This window comes from Nocardiopsis nanhaiensis (assembly GCF_054778635.1).
On sequence record NZ_BAAGZJ010000038.1, the window covers coordinates 55,727 to 69,087 of the forward strand.

General features: G+C 71.3%; 15 protein-coding genes. 7 read left to right on the forward strand and 8 right to left on the reverse strand.

Annotated features, from left to right (window positions below):
* Nucleotides 1-174 precede the first annotated feature (174 nt).
* Genes ACYVD1_RS18965 through ACYVD1_RS18990 form a run of 6 tightly spaced genes read right to left on the reverse strand, consistent with a single transcriptional unit; the run spans nucleotide 175 to nucleotide 4,645 of the window.
* The gene (locus ACYVD1_RS18965; RefSeq protein ID WP_460774420.1) at nucleotides 175-1,203 is read right to left on the reverse strand and encodes a glycosyltransferase family 4 protein; all 1,029 of its coding nucleotides are present in this window, start codon (nucleotides 1,201-1,203) and stop codon (nucleotides 175-177) included.
* The gene (locus ACYVD1_RS18970; protein WP_460774422.1) at nucleotides 1,200-1,598 is read right to left on the reverse strand and encodes a 6-pyruvoyl trahydropterin synthase family protein; all 399 of its coding nucleotides are present in this window, start codon (nucleotides 1,596-1,598) and stop codon (nucleotides 1,200-1,202) included. The genes ACYVD1_RS18965 and ACYVD1_RS18970 overlap by 4 nt, the downstream gene beginning before the upstream one ends.
* A 43-nt stretch (nucleotides 1,599-1,641) precedes the next feature.
* A complete protein-coding gene (locus ACYVD1_RS18975) occupies nucleotides 1,642-2,622 on the reverse strand; it encodes a zinc-dependent alcohol dehydrogenase (RefSeq protein WP_460774425.1) in 981 nt (326 codons plus the stop codon).
* Between the two features lie 2 nt (nucleotides 2,623-2,624).
* A complete protein-coding gene (locus tag ACYVD1_RS18980; protein ID WP_460774428.1) occupies nucleotides 2,625-3,332 on the reverse strand; it encodes a CDP-alcohol phosphatidyltransferase family protein in 708 nt (235 codons plus the stop codon).
* A complete protein-coding gene (locus tag ACYVD1_RS18985; protein WP_460774431.1) occupies nucleotides 3,325-3,969 on the reverse strand; it encodes a GTP cyclohydrolase II in 645 nt (214 codons plus the stop codon). Before ACYVD1_RS18985 ends, ACYVD1_RS18980 begins: the two co-directional genes overlap by 8 nt.
* Before the next feature lie 58 nt (nucleotides 3,970-4,027).
* On the reverse strand, nucleotides 4,028-4,645 hold the full coding sequence (locus ACYVD1_RS18990) for a hypothetical protein (protein ID WP_460774465.1): 618 nt from the start codon (nucleotides 4,643-4,645) through the stop codon (nucleotides 4,028-4,030).
* Between the two features lie 32 nt (nucleotides 4,646-4,677).
* Here ACYVD1_RS18990 and ACYVD1_RS18995 point away from each other — a divergent pair, with 32 nt between their 5' ends.
* A complete protein-coding gene (locus ACYVD1_RS18995; RefSeq protein WP_460774433.1) occupies nucleotides 4,678-5,007 on the forward strand; it encodes a hypothetical protein in 330 nt (109 codons plus the stop codon).
* Nucleotides 5,008-5,051: 44 nt separating this feature from the next.
* The gene (locus ACYVD1_RS19000) at nucleotides 5,052-6,695 is read left to right on the forward strand and encodes a DUF2207 domain-containing protein (RefSeq protein ID WP_460774436.1); all 1,644 of its coding nucleotides are present in this window, start codon (nucleotides 5,052-5,054) and stop codon (nucleotides 6,693-6,695) included.
* 25 nt (nucleotides 6,696-6,720) lie between these two features.
* Here ACYVD1_RS19000 and ACYVD1_RS19005 read toward each other — a convergent pair whose 3' ends face one another.
* Nucleotides 6,721-7,683, reverse strand: a complete 963-nt coding sequence (locus ACYVD1_RS19005; RefSeq protein WP_460774439.1) for an SDR family oxidoreductase — start codon at nucleotides 7,681-7,683, stop codon at nucleotides 6,721-6,723.
* 53 nt (nucleotides 7,684-7,736) lie between these two features.
* On the reverse strand, nucleotides 7,737-9,128 hold the full coding sequence (locus tag ACYVD1_RS19010) for a phospholipase D-like domain-containing protein (protein WP_460774442.1): 1,392 nt from the start codon (nucleotides 9,126-9,128) through the stop codon (nucleotides 7,737-7,739).
* 135 nt (nucleotides 9,129-9,263) lie between these two features.
* On the opposite strand from ACYVD1_RS19010, the gene ACYVD1_RS19015 reads away from it, so the two are divergent.
* From ACYVD1_RS19015 to ACYVD1_RS19035, 5 genes are all read left to right on the forward strand, one after another.
* On the forward strand, nucleotides 9,264-9,836 hold the full coding sequence (locus ACYVD1_RS19015) for a hypothetical protein (protein ID WP_460774446.1): 573 nt from the start codon (nucleotides 9,264-9,266) through the stop codon (nucleotides 9,834-9,836).
* Nucleotides 9,837-9,980: 144 nt separating this feature from the next.
* Nucleotides 9,981-10,526 (forward strand): sigma-70 family RNA polymerase sigma factor, encoded by a 546-nt coding sequence (locus tag ACYVD1_RS19020; protein ID WP_460774449.1) that lies wholly within the window; start codon nucleotides 9,981-9,983, stop codon nucleotides 10,524-10,526.
* Nucleotides 10,527-10,573: 47 nt separating this feature from the next.
* Nucleotides 10,574-11,194: an SCO family protein gene (locus tag ACYVD1_RS19025; protein ID WP_460774452.1), complete on the forward strand. Its 621-nt coding sequence runs from the start codon at nucleotides 10,574-10,576 to the stop codon at nucleotides 11,192-11,194.
* Entirely contained in the window at nucleotides 11,191-12,447 is a 1,257-nt protein-coding gene (locus ACYVD1_RS19030; RefSeq protein WP_460774455.1) for a Dyp-type peroxidase, read from the forward strand. Before ACYVD1_RS19025 ends, ACYVD1_RS19030 begins: the two co-directional genes overlap by 4 nt.
* A 141-nt stretch (nucleotides 12,448-12,588) precedes the next feature.
* Nucleotides 12,589-13,128, forward strand: a complete 540-nt coding sequence (locus ACYVD1_RS19035; protein ID WP_460774457.1) for a copper chaperone PCu(A)C — start codon at nucleotides 12,589-12,591, stop codon at nucleotides 13,126-13,128.
* Nucleotides 13,129-13,361 lie beyond the last annotated feature (233 nt).

Consider the following 13,361-nt stretch of genomic DNA (forward strand, 5'->3'; position numbering starts at 1 on the left):
AGGGCTGACCTCTGGAGAAGAACGTGCAGGAGCGGAAAGCCTGCTGCGGGAGCAAAAATACAGGGAACGAATTTTTGCACTCCGTGCACGATAACATCGGAGGTAGGGCGAGGCGAGGCGGTCAGGGGGAGAAGCGCGCCACACCAGGCGCGCGGAATGACCCAAGAAACAGGGCTAGAGCCCGAGTGCCTGGGCGAGCGCGCGTGCGGCCTCCGGCCACCCCGTCAGCTCCTCGCGGCGCTGCCGGGCCGCACCGCGCAACTCCTCCCGCAGACGCGGTTCGCTGAGCCATCCGCGCAGCGCGGAGGCCAACGCTTCCGAGTCCTCCGGCGGTACCAGCAGCCCCGGTACCCGCCCGTCCGCGGTGCGCCCCAAGGCCGCGGGGACCCCGCCCACCCCGGAGGCCACCACCGGCACACCCCGGGCCAGCGCCTCGGTGACGACCATGCCGTAGGTCTCCGCGCGCGAGGCCAGCACCAGCAGGTCGGCGGAGTCGTACACCCCCGCCAGCTCCGCGCCCACCACAGGGCCGGTGAACCGGATCCGGTCCGCCAGACCCGGGTACGGGGGAGGGGTACCGGGCCCGGCGCACACGCACGCCCAATCCAGGTCCCGCAGCCCTGACAGTGCGCGGAATAGCAGGTCATGGCCCTTGCGCGGGGTCAAGGAGGCCACACACACGAGCCGGGGAACACCGGCGTCCGCGCCCTCGAAACCACTCCCGCGCGCCGGCGGCGCCGGATCGACCCCCGGCTCCACCACTGCCACCTGGGTCAGGCCGTGGTGCGCGGCCAGCCGACGCGCCGCCCACGCACTGGTGGCCACCACGGTCACGCCGCTTCCCAGCACCGCCCGTTCCCGTGTGTCCAGGTCCCGCGCCGCGCTCTCCGCCAGCCCGGTCTCGTCGGCCAGTGGCAGGTGCACGAGCACCGCCAGCCGCAGCCGCTGTGCCCGAGGGGCCAGTACCTCGGGTGCCCCGCACGCCACCAGTCCGTCCACCAGCACGGATGAGCCGTCGGGGGCCTCGTCCAGGGCGCGGGAGAGCTCGTCCAACGCGAGCGGCCCCGGACGGGGCCAGTCGCCCGCCACCGCGACCGTCCGCGTGGCCCGCCCCGCGCGGGACAGCTCCTCCGCGATCCGCCGGTCGTAGGTGTTGCCGCCGCTGGGCACGTCCGTCCGGGGGACGACGAACCGAACCGTCACAGCTCCCGCTCGTAGGCGGCCCAGGCCACGTGTGACTCGTGCAGGGTCGCCGAGATCGAGGTCAGGCCGTCGGCGTGCGGTCCCAGCGCCCCCGCGGCGATCCGGTCCGCCATCCGGTCGGCGACCACCTTGGCGAGGAACTCGGTGGACGTGTTCACGCCCGCGAACTCCGGTGCCTCGTCCAGGTTGCGGTAGTTGAGCCCGGCCACCACCGTGCCGAGCTCCCGGGTGGCCGCACCGATGTCCACCACGATGTTGTCGGTGTCCAGTTCGGGGCGGCGCAGGGTCAGGTCCACCACGAACGTCGCCCCGTGCAGGGCCTGGGCCGGTCCGAAGACCTCGCCCCGGAAACTGTGCGCGACCATGAGGTGGTCCCGGACGGTGACACTGAACATGGAAACTCCCCGGGGTTGTCGTGTTCGGGCGTACTCGGCGTGCTCAGGGTGCGTCGTAGGCGATCCGGTGGCACAGCGCCGGGAGGCTCCCGTCCGCCAGGTCCGGCAGCACGGACGGCAGCTCCTCGAAACCGCTCTCACCGGTCAGCAGGGCGTCGAAGGCCGGGTCGTCGAGGAGGCGCATCGCCAGCCCCAAGCGCTCGGAGTGGTTATAGCGGGACCGCCGGGCGGGCGAGATCATGCCGACCTGGCTGGCCCGGACGGCCAGCCGGTGCGAGTGGAAGTCCTCACCCAGGGGCAGGATCACCTGCCGGTCGCCGTACCAGCTCAGCTCCACGACCTCACCCTCCGGGTGGAGCAATTCCAACGAACGGAGCAGGCCCGCCTCCGTGGCACTGGTGTGGAAGACCAGGTCGCAGCCTTCCTCGGCGTCCTCGGGGCGGGCGAAACCCACTCCCAGCCGTTCGGCGGTCTCCAGCCGGCCCGGGTCGACGTCCACCAGTTGGACCCGTGCGCCCGGGATCCGGGAGAGCAGGCGGGCCACGCAGCAGCCGACCATGCCCCCGCCGACCACCGCCACCCGGTCACCCACCAGAGGGGCGGCGTCCCACAGGGCGTTCACCGCGGTCTCCACCGTTCCGGCCAGCACCGCCCGTCCCGCCGGAACGCCTTCGGGTACCAGCGACACAGCCGAGGCGGGCACCACGAAACGCGTCTGGTGCGGGTACAGCGTGAACACCGTGCGCCCCAGTAGCCGCTCCGGCCCCTCCTCGACCAGCCCGACGTTCAGGTAGCCGTACTTCAGCGGCCCCGGGAAGTCGCCCTCCTGGAAGGGGGACCGCATCACCTCGTACTGGTTGAGCGGCACCCCGCCGCCGAACACCAGCGTCTCCGTGCCCCGGCTGATCCCCGAGTACAGGCTCCGCACCAGGACCTCCTCAGTGCCCGGTTCGGGAAGGTCGACTTCCCGCACCTCGCCCACGCCCGGCGAACGCACCCAGAACGCCCGTGCCGTTCTTCCCACACTCACCTCTTCCCGGCGGAGTCGGCCCGAAGGGCCCGCGCCCGCCACAGTCCCACCACGTCACGTCCGAACGACCACAGCAGGGCGGCCAGCGCGCACGCGACCGCCCCAGCGGCAACCTGCCATGGGAGCACACCTGATGCGGCCACCGCCAGCACGATCCCCTGCGCCGCGGCCACCGCCTTGCGCGCCAGACTCGGCGGCAGCGGTCCCCGCAACCACGGTGCCAGCCGTGCGGCGACCGCGAAGAGGTACCGCATAGCGCCGATCACCAGCACCCAAGGTCCCAGATCCAGGGACACGAACACGCTCAGCGTCAGGATGAGGAACGCGTCGGCCTCCATGTCGAACCGCGCACCGAAGTCCGACTCGGTTCGCGTACCGCGCGCCACCAGCCCGTCCACCCAGTCCAGGATGAGGGCGACCGCCGCCACGCCCACCACGGCCCAGGCCGGCCCACCGTCGACCACCAGTGCCGTCACCGCGCCGATCAGGCCGACACGCACCAGCGTCACCAAGTCGGCCGGGCCCAACGGCCATCTCCCGTAGCGGCGCATGGCCAGCAGCAGGAGAACGGTCACCACCAGGACGTAGGCCAGACCCACGGACCACCCCAACGGGCCCAGACCGGCCAGTACCGTCAACAGGGCCAGCAGCGCCACCTGGCCGAGTACCGCGGATCCCACCTGCCAGACGGTCGGTTCAGCCACGGCCGTGCCCTGGCCCGTCGCCGTTCAGGTGGGGCAGGTCGTGGCCCAACCGGTCGCGTTTGGCGGTCAGGTAGCGGATGTTGCGCTCATGTGCGGTCACCAGCAGCGGTACCCGCGCGGCAACCTTCACTCCGTGCTCCTCCAACGCCCGCGCCTTCTCCGGGTTGTTGGACAGCAGCCGCACCGAACGCACACCCCGGTGCCGCAGTACCCGCGCCGCCGGTCCGTAGTCCCGCACGTCCACGGGAAGCCCCAGGGACGTCGCGGAGTCCACGGTGTCCAGCCCCTGCTCGTCCTGGAGGAGCTGGGTGCGCACCTTGTCCACCAGCCCGATCCCGCGGCCCTCGTGGCCGCGCAGGTACACCAGGACACCGCGGCCCGCGTCCATGATCGTGTCCAGCGCGGCGTTGAGCTGGTCGCCGCACTCGCAGCGCAACGCGCCGAAGACGTCCCCGGTGACGCACTCCGAGTGCACCCGGACCAGGACCCCCTCGCCGTCACCGATCCCGCCCAGTACCAAGGCGAGGTGCTCCGCATGGTCGACCGGGTCGCGGAAGGCCACACAGCGGAACGTTCCCCGGCGCACCACCAGGTCCGACTCGGCGACCATGTCGTCGCCCAGTGTTGGCTCTGCCATTCATCCCCCTTCACCGCCGCAGGCGGCACATCCGGGCGCTTCCCCGTCCGTCCCGTTCCTACTCGGGTAGATCGACCCGGATCTCTCCGCCCAGACTGAAACCGGCCTCGAGCTCCAGGGAGTCGCCGCTCCAGAACCGGCCGGGGTCGTAGTAGCCGGGGCGCCGCCCCTTGGGGAGCACACCCATCTCCTCGTACGTCAGCGCCATGACCTCGGCGCAGTAGGCGCTCTCCAACCGGCGTTCGCGTTCCCGGCGCCCGAACGGCATCCGGCCCAGCGCCCACCGGCCGGCCAACTGGGCGGTGGACGGGAACGGGGTGCCGTTCAACCGGGCCACCATCCGCAGGGCAGCGTCCTCCATCTCGCGCGAGGCCAACGGGTCCAGTTGGCGCAGCCAGCCCTTCTGCCCGTAGCGGCGACCCCATACCAGGACGGCGTCGCGCAGGTCGTGCAGCTGGACCCCGCGCTGGTGGGTGCCGGTCCACATGTCCACGAGGGACCTGCCGAGCTCGGCATGCCACATCAGGGGAGGGAGGTCGTCGAGTACAAGGGACATTCCGACGTGGTTGACCGGGCTGTTGGTGGTGAGCTGGATGGCCCGGTCCGGCACACTCGTGCCGCGGAACACCCAGACGTCACCGGTCCGCGTCAAGTCGACCGCATCGTCCAGGGACATGCTCGTGTCTTCCACAGGGCTAGCCTATGAGCATGAAGTGGTGGAAAGCCTTAGGGGCGGCAGCATTCGTGGGTGTCGCGGCCACCGGAGTGGCGGTGGCGCGGGCCGAGCGGCAGCGCCGCGCCTACACCCCGGATCAAGTCAGGGAACGTCTGCACGACCGGGTGGCCGAGGTCAGCCGTGCCGGGAGCGGCCACCCCGACGCGCCGAGCGGGTCCGAAGAGGCCGCGGACGGGAACGGGGCCCGCCGCCTGTTTCCCGGGTTGCGCTCGCGGCTGACCTCGCTCCGGGACAGTCGGCCCCTGGCCACAACCGGCCGGTGGCTGCGCGGAACCCGCGGTGGAGGGCGTGACCGGGGTTAGGCTTTGCGCTGACTCGTGCCCCCGATCCCCACCGAGGCCCCTCGTTGTCCCACATCCCCCGTGCTCTCCTGCTCGTCGTCGTCGCGCTGGCCCTGACCGCCTGCGGCCCGGTGGGCAACGACGACCGCATCACCGCCTACGACACCGAGGCGCTGGTCCACCCCGACGGCACCGTGGACTTCACCGAGACCGTCACCTACGACTTCGGTGACGCCCCCAGCCCCGGCCTGTTCCGCGAGATCCCCCTCAGCGAGAGCGCTGGTTTCCTACGCCACCGCACCTGGGAGATCAGCGGCCTGGAGGTCACCAGCCCCAGCGGAGCCCCGGCCGACATCGAGGACCAGCGGGAGTGGCGCCGCGTGCTCTCCATGGACATCGGCGACGAGGACGCCCCGGTCACGGGTGAGCAGACCTACGAGATCTCCTACACCGTCCACGGCGCGCTCACCGACGGGGAGTTCGGCCCCGAACTGTACTGGGACTTCGTCGGTGGCGAGTGGGGCGTACCGGTGGACGACGTGACCGCCTCGGTGGAGGCCCCCTGGGTCGTGGACACGGAGTGCTACTTCGAGGAGAGAGTGCGCGACGAGGACGGCAACACCGAGAGCGAGGACGTCGCCTGCGAGGAGAGCAGTCACGACGACACCGCCGCCGAGTTCCGGCAGGGCAGCTTGGACCGCGGCGCACCGCTCAGCGCGATCGTGTACCTCGAGGCAGGCACGGTCGAGCCCCCCGACACCAGCCACGCCGTGGCCCCGCTGCCGCGCTGGATCACCCTGGCCGGTGTGCTCGGCCTGGCCGCCGCCCTCACGGCGACCTACTTCCTGACCAGCTATGTCCGGGCATGGAAGAAGAAGCGCAGGGCCCGGATCCGCAAGGGGTTTACCAAGGGGTTGCCCGACCTGCCGCCCGCCGTCGCGGGGTTCCTCTTCCACAAGAAGAAGCTGCGTGCCGAGCACACCCTGGCCCTCATGGTGAGCCTGGAGGAGAAGGGGCACCTCACCTCCGAGCCCAGTGGAAACGGCGGGAACAAGGACTGGATCTTCGTCCGGCACAACTCCAACGTTGCGCTCACCCCCTCCGAACGGGCGCTGGCAGCGGGGATGTTCGGCCTCAACAGCGAGATCAACCTGAAGTGGATGGGCCGGTTCATGACCCGGGGCCGGGTCCGCAGGGTCGAACGGGCGCTCTACCGTGAGGCCGCGCAGCTCGGCCTGGCCGTCAAACCGTGGATCTGGCACCCGATCATGGTCCTGTGCGCGGCCTTCCTGATCCTCGCCCTCATCGTCGGGGTGGGCTTCAACGAGGTCACCGGGCTGCGCCTGGCCGGTCTGGAGGTGGTGAGCGTCATGATGCTTCCGGTCGCGGCAGGGATCCTGCTCGTCCCCGAACAGCGCACCCCCTACGGTGACCACGTGCGCGCTCAGCTGTCCCGGAAACGGAAGAAGCCCGACGGGTTGGATCCGCTCCTGGGTATCGCGCTGGGTCTGCCGGATGACACGGTGGCGACCCTGAACGAGAGGGTTCCCAACCTCCGCCCCTACTGCCGTGACCACGGCTTCCGGACCCGGTGGAACAGCACCGTCAACCGGCGGATCCGGCGGTCCCGGGCGAGCAGTGGCGGCAGCAGCGGCGGAGGACGCGTCTCCGGCCGCGGTGGCGGCGGTGGCGGCGGGAGAAGGCGCTGAGCCGCCGACCGTACCTGCGCTCGCCCTAGCCCTGGACGTAGGAGAGCAGGGTGCGCTCCACCTCGGGAGTGGGACCGACGGCCAGCGGGGGTTCACCCCGTTCGCGGTCCCAGGCCAGCACGTCGGCGGCGGTGGTCACCAGCGGGGTCGCGGGCAACCCCGCCTCCTGGGCCCGGGTGAAGTCGCGTTGGAAGGACTGCTCCCACACCCGATCAGACCGCACGAGCGGAAAAGTGGCCATGATGGCCTCGGGCGGCACGAGGACGAGTTCGACGTCGCTCCCAGCCGCCCGCGCGCAGGTCCGCACCATCTCGCTCAGGGTGAGGGGTTCGACCGGGCCCATGGCGTTGAACGTGCCGCCGCGGCCGTCCGCCAGCAGCCGCACCACCAGCCGGGCCAGGTCGCGCGCGTCCAGTAGCTGGACCGGCTGGCCGGGGTCACCGGGCAGGACGATCTTGCCGCCCCGGGCGGCCCGCCGCACCCAGTAGGTGAACTGGTTGACGTTGTCGTACGGACCGGCGAGCATCCCGGGCCGCACGACCGTGGCGCGGTCTCCGTACCGGGAGGCCGCCTCCTGCTCGCAGGCCACCTTCAGCGGACCGTAGGTGTCGCGTCCGACCTCCTCGGTGGTCCACTCCGGCGACCGCAGCGGGGCCGACTCGTCCGCGCCGGGGCCGACCCCCGGCGCGTACGCCGCGTTGCTGGACACGAAGAGATAGCGCCCGACCCGGACATCGAGGGTGTCCGCGGCCTGGCGTACGTGGCGTGGCACGAACCCGCTGACATCCACGGCTGCGTCCCAGGTGCCCTCCTCCAGGGCGGTGTAGTCGCCCTCCTCCCGGTCGCCCAGGAGCCGCTTCGTGCGGGGGAAGAGGTCCGCGTTGGTCCGGCCCCGGTTGAAGAGGGTGACCTCGTGCCCCTCCCGTAGAGCGTCGTCAACGATGGCGCGACCGACGAACGAGGTACCGCCCAGCACGAGAATCCGCATGGGGACCGACCCTAGCGCGCCACCCGCTGGCCAGTGCTCAGCGGCACCGGAAATCAGAGCGGTTTGTTGAGGAATCCCACCTGCTCAAGCAAGGTGATGTAGTCGGTGTCCAGGGTGGCGAGGAAGGCGATCACGTCTCGGTGCGGAGCGCGGTGCAGCGGGGCGCTGGTCCGCAGCAGGCCGACCCGGGACACGCCCTCGCTGCCGCCCAGCCGGGAGGACGGTGTGGCGGGCGGGTCGACGCGGTACAGGCGCCAGGCGCTGCCCCTGGGGGCGGAGGCGAGCAGCATCAGCGGTCGGTTCCAGACGAGGAGGGCCCACCCCTTGGGTCCCTCCGCGTGGACGTACACGTGCTCGACGTGCTTTTCCAGGAGTTCGGCGACCTGGGCGGCGACCGGGATCGGGTTGGTGAAGTTGCCGTGCACCCGGTGCAGGCCGGAGTCGTACTCCAGACTCCAGCCCGAGGGCTCCAGTTCCTCGGCGACCTGGGACAGGTAGCCGTCCTCCCCAGGGGAAGGCGATAGGGAATCGGGTGAGGGTGACTCGGTGGTTGGAAGAATCAGACCCAGCTCCAGGCTAGTTTGTGGTGTGGCGGGACGGGTGAGTGAGTTCAGGTTGGCACCGCAGGTCAGTGCCTGGTGCTGGTCGCGCACGGTCCACTCGACGAGACCGCCGTGTTTGGGGAACCCCTCGGCGACGGGACGGGCCCGCGCCTCGATCCCGGCCGCGGCAAGGGAGCGGACGGCGTCCTCACCGTCCTCCTCCGGCCAAGAGCCGGGGACGCCCAAAACGACGCGGGCGGGTGAGAGCCGATCCACCAGGGCGCGCAGCGCCTCCGGGTGGTGGCCCCGCAGCGGAGCGTGCAGGGTGAGTTGGTCCACCGGACCTTCGGGCAGCTGGCTGACCAGGGGCGTGTCCAGGTTGTGCACCACCCGGGACTCGGTCTCCACCGGGGTGGTCAGGAGCAAGTCCTCCAGGCGTTCGGCGACCTCGGACAGGCGCTCGGCCATGGCGGTCGGCAGCGAGACCGCGGTGGAGCAGCTCCGAAGCCACACACCCAGTTCGGCGAGCGCCCACGGAACCCCCTCGGGGCCACCGTGCAGCACCGTCCAGGAACGGTTCCGGGTGCCGGGCGCCCCACCGCCGAAGGCGGCCGCGACGTGCTCGTCACCCACCAGCAGGGCCAGCTCGGGGAGCAGGTCAGGGGAGGAGCGCTCCACCAGGGCGTAGACCTGGCCCGGGCGCTGGACACCGGCGGGGGCGGCCCCCTGCGAGGCCGCTCCGAGCACCGTGACCGCGGCGCCGAGCTCCATGGCCGCGGGAACCACGCCCTCTTCCAGGGCGGGGAGATCGATCTCCGTACCGACCTGGAGGAACTCGCGGAGCGGAGCACCGTCGGTACGGGAAGTCCACTCGTGCAGAAGGGCGAGCGGGGAGACGGACACAGGCGACCTCTGTTCTCACACCGGGGGCTCCAAAGAGCATAGTCGAAACCGCCACGTCACCTCCCCACGGGTGCGCACATGGGGTCCCGACCCCTGTGCCGCATCCGCGACGGGAGGTGCGACGATGTGGGGACGATGTCCGAAAGCGAACAGTGCCGACCGCTGCGCGCCGGGGTGTTCACCCTGGTGTGCGCGAGCCTGTCCGCGATCGGCCACGCCGTGAGTTCGGGGCACGACGTCCCCCTCCCCGGTCTCCTGCTGGGCATGGTCGTCGTGTTCGCGATGGCGTGGGCGGCGTCGAGCCGCCGACAGGGACCCGGGATGGTCGCCGCGTGGATGCTCTGGGGCCAGTTCGCCCTGCACGTGGCCTTCAGCTACACCCAGGGGATCGGCGCCGGACACGCTGAGCACACCGACGCCGTTCTGAACTCCGACCCCATGCCCGCCTGGGCGATGATCGGCATGCACGTGGTGATGGCCCTGGTCAGCGCTTGGTGGCTGCATCTGGGGGAGAACGCCCTCTTCGCGTTCCTGGAGTTCATGGCGCTCGTGCTGGTCCCGCTCCTCTTGGTGGTCGGGGTGGTCCCGGTCGCCCGCGAGGCGCTGGCCCCGAGGTTTGCCACCAACGACGAGCGCACCCGGACGCGTCGGCCCTACCTGCGCCACACGCGTGTTCTGCGGGGACCGCCGCCCGTTCTCGCGGCCTGACCCGCTCTCCCCCAGGCCGTTTCCGGCGATCCCGCGGTGCCCTGCGCCCTGCCTTGGCGCCGTCTGCTCAGAATTCCCCGTGGCTTTCGGCTGCCCAGACGCGGTCGGGCCGCCGCGTGGGCTGTGACAGAAAGCACGGTCGGTATGACCCGTGACGAACACCCCGAGCTCGTCCGCCTGGCGCTACGCGCCGGAGCGGGCGCGCCGGGGGCGATGAACACCCTGTTCTCGCTCACCCGGGATGACGTGGCCCGTTACATTGCGCGCCGCGTCGCCCCCGGGCGGGTGGAGGACCTGACCCAAGAGACCTTCTCGCGCGCCATGCGCGGACTGCCCCGCTACACCGGTCGGGCGCCGGTACGGGCGTGGCTGCTGTCCGTGGCCCGCCACACCGTCGCCGACCTCTACCGCAGGCAGGAGCGCACGCCCCGTTCGGTCCCGGTCGACGACTGGGAGCGGGCGCTCGGTCCGGGCTGCGCTTCCCCAGGGAGCTTCGACGAGTACCTCGCCCTGGTCTCCCTGGTGGAGCGGCTGCCGGAGGACCGGCGCGCCGCCTTCGTCCTGACCCAGGTCCAGCGTGTGCCCTACGCCGAAGCCGCGGCGATCACCGGAGTACCGGTCGGCACGGTCCGCTCGCGGGTCGCGCGCGGCCGTCGCGACCTGGTCCGCCTGTTGGAGGAGGCCGTGTGAAGAGGCACTGGACACGAACCCGACACGAACCCACGAGGAGTACGAGAATGAGAGATCAGCGGCGCTACGGGCCCGTTCTGGCGGGGGCCGCGGCCGTGTTGTTCGCCGTCACCGCCTGCACCGGGGCCGGTCCGGACCCGGCCGACACCGAGTACTACATGGACCTGTCGGACCAGCCGATGGCCGCGTCCCAGATCGAGCTGGCGACGGTTGACGGTGAGCCGTGGAGCTTCACCGACGTCGCGGAGGACCGACTCACCCTGCTGTTCTTCGGCTACACGAGCTGCCCCGACGTGTGCCCCATGACCATGGCCGAGATCAACGTGGGCCTGGAACAGGCCGGGGAGGCCGCGGACGGGTTCGACGTGGTGATGGTGAGCAGCGACCCCGCGCGGGACACCGACGAACAGCTCCGGACTTGGCTGGACCGGTTCGACCCGGAATTCGAGGGCGTGCGCGGCGACATCGACGAGACCGTGGCGGCCGCGCAGGACTACGGCATCCCCATCGACGCACCCGAGGAGACCGAAGGGGACTACCTGGTGACGCACGGGGAGCGGATCGTCGTCCTGACCCCCGGCGGTGAGGCGGCGGGGTTGATCGACGACGGGGTGGAGGCAGACGAGATCGCGGCACTGCTACCTGCCCTGCGAGAGGAACTGCTGTGAGCGCCGCGGGGCGCGGACCAGGGGTGTCCCGGCGCGGACTGCTCACCGGGCTCGGTACGGCCGGGGCCGGGCTGGCCGCCGGAGGACTGATCGGGGCTGGCGCCGGCGCGGTGCGGGGGCGGGCGGAGGAGCAGGACCCGGCCTGGGACCTGACCCTGTCCACGGGCGGGCCGTCGGACGGGCGACCGCCCGCGGTCCTGGCCCCCACCCCGGCCCACGTCCACGTGGTGGCGGTGGACCTGCGGGCCGACGACCCCGACGAGGTGTCCGAGGCGGCCCGACTGGTCCTGGCTGAGTGGAGCGATCAGGTACGGGACCTGCACGAACACGGGTTGGCCGGGATGATGGACGGTGCGCCCTCCCAAGGGCTGCACCCGGCTTCGCTGGGGGTCACCCTGGGGCTGGGGGCGGGGCTCCTCGACCGGGCCGGGCTGGGGGAGCGGCGCCCGGAACCGATGGAGAAACTCCCCGAGTTCGCGGCGGACCGGCTCGACCCCGCCCTGTGCGGTGGTGACCTCATGCTGCACGTGGGCGCGGAGGACCCTCTCGTGGTGAGTTCGGCCGTGGAACACCTGGTCGGCCGGGTCCGTGAACACGCCGTGGTGCGGTGGTCGCTCCCCGGGTTCCAACGGGCCGCGGCCACCGCAACGGATCCGTCGGCGACCCCGCGCAACCTCATGGGGCAGATCGACGGCACGGTCAATCCCGATCCCGCCGAAGCGCAGTTCGGGCCCCAGGTCCAGGCCGCCCACCCGGAGGGCGGTGCGTCCTGGATGGACGGCGGGACCTACGTGGTGGTGCGCCGCATCCGGATGCTCCTGGACGACTGGTTCGACTTGGAGCCGGGGGAGCGGGAGCGGGTGGTGGGCCGACGGCTGTCGGACGGTGCGCCCCTGGGTGGCGAGCACGAGCACGACCTCCCGGGTCTGTCCGAGCGGGGGGCTGACGGTGAGCCGGTCATCCCGGCCAATGCGCACATCCGGCTCGCCAGCCCGGAGCGCACCCTCGGCGCGCGCATGCTGCGGCGGGGGTTCAACTACGACCTCGGCTGGGGGTCCGACGGGCGGCGGGAGGCTGGGCTGCTGTTCACCGCATGGCAGGCCGATCCGCGGACTGCCTTCACTGCCGTGCAGCACCAGCTCGACGAGGGTGCGGACGCGCTCAACACCTATGTCCGTCACGAGGGGAGCGCCGTGTTCGCGGTCCCCCCGGTCCGCGAGGACGAGCCGCACGTGGGTCACACGCTGTGGTGACCGCGGCCCGACAAGCCGGAGAGAAGGCGCCAGGGGACCAGCTGTCAGTGAACACGTGAGTAGGAGGGGACAGCGGACATGCAGACCAGGTTGATCAATCGGCGGGATAGAGCCGGATCCGGAGGAGGACGGGCGGCCCTGATGGCGGTGCCCGTGGCGCTGGTCGCCGCGGCCTGCGGAGGAGGCCCGGATGATCCGGAACGGGCTTCGGTGGAACAGGCGGTGGCGGAGCAGGCTGACACGCGGGGGCAGGCGCACGTCGGCGAGTTGCTGATCGAGGATGCGTGGATGCCCGAACCCGCCAACCCCGAGGTGGGCGTCGTTTACCTCGCCGTCACCAACACCGCCCATGAGGACGATGCCGTCACCGGAGTGAGCACCAGCGTTTCCGGAGACGCCGATCTCCACAACACCGAGACCAGCGAGTCCGGAGCGGCGACCATGCACGGGGTGGACGAAGTCCCGGTCCCGGCCGGAGGAACCACCACCTTCGTGGACGGCGGCTACCACGTGATGGTGAATGACATCCCCGAAGCCCTCTCCGTAGGGGACGGGTTCACCCTGGAGCTCACCTTCGCGAGCGGTGCCGAGGTCGAGCTGGACGTCCCGGTCCAGGAGATGACCGGATCCGAGTCAGAGCACGACCACGGTGGCCAGGGGGACCACGACGGGCACCATTGAGGCGGGTGCCCGGCTGGCAGCAATGAGGGCACAGAGGGGATAGGGCAGAGGGGGTTGGGCTCAGTGGAGGTTGGGGTACTGGGGGGTTCTTGGGCTGGGGTTCCTTATTGGTGTGGGGTTCCCTCCTTTCCCGCCGCCCGATTGTGGCCGTCTCCGCTGCGCGCGTCAAGGTCGTCGCCATCGAGCGCTTCGCGCGTCAACGGCGCTCCACCTTGACCCGCTCCGCTACGACG

Coding starts and splice junctions, on each gene's coding strand:
- ACYVD1_RS18970 (WP_460774422.1), bottom strand. CDS start 1,598: ATGTTCAGTGTCACCGTCCGGGACCACCTCATGGTCGCGCACAGTTTC.
- ACYVD1_RS18985 (WP_460774431.1), bottom strand. CDS start 3,969: ATGGCAGAGCCAACACTGGGCGACGACATGGTCGCCGAGTCGGACCTG.
- ACYVD1_RS18990 (WP_460774465.1), bottom strand. CDS start 4,645: ATGTCCCTGGACGATGCGGTCGACTTGACGCGGACCGGTGACGTCTGG.
- ACYVD1_RS18995 (WP_460774433.1), top strand. CDS start 4,678: ATGAAGTGGTGGAAAGCCTTAGGGGCGGCAGCATTCGTGGGTGTCGCG.
- ACYVD1_RS19005 (WP_460774439.1), bottom strand. CDS start 7,683: ATGCGGATTCTCGTGCTGGGCGGTACCTCGTTCGTCGGTCGCGCCATC.
- ACYVD1_RS19015 (WP_460774446.1), top strand. CDS start 9,264: ATGTCCGAAAGCGAACAGTGCCGACCGCTGCGCGCCGGGGTGTTCACC.
- ACYVD1_RS19020 (WP_460774449.1), top strand. CDS start 9,981: ATGACCCGTGACGAACACCCCGAGCTCGTCCGCCTGGCGCTACGCGCC.
- ACYVD1_RS19025 (WP_460774452.1), top strand. CDS start 10,574: ATGAGAGATCAGCGGCGCTACGGGCCCGTTCTGGCGGGGGCCGCGGCC.
- ACYVD1_RS19035 (WP_460774457.1), top strand. CDS start 12,589: ATGGCGGTGCCCGTGGCGCTGGTCGCCGCGGCCTGCGGAGGAGGCCCG.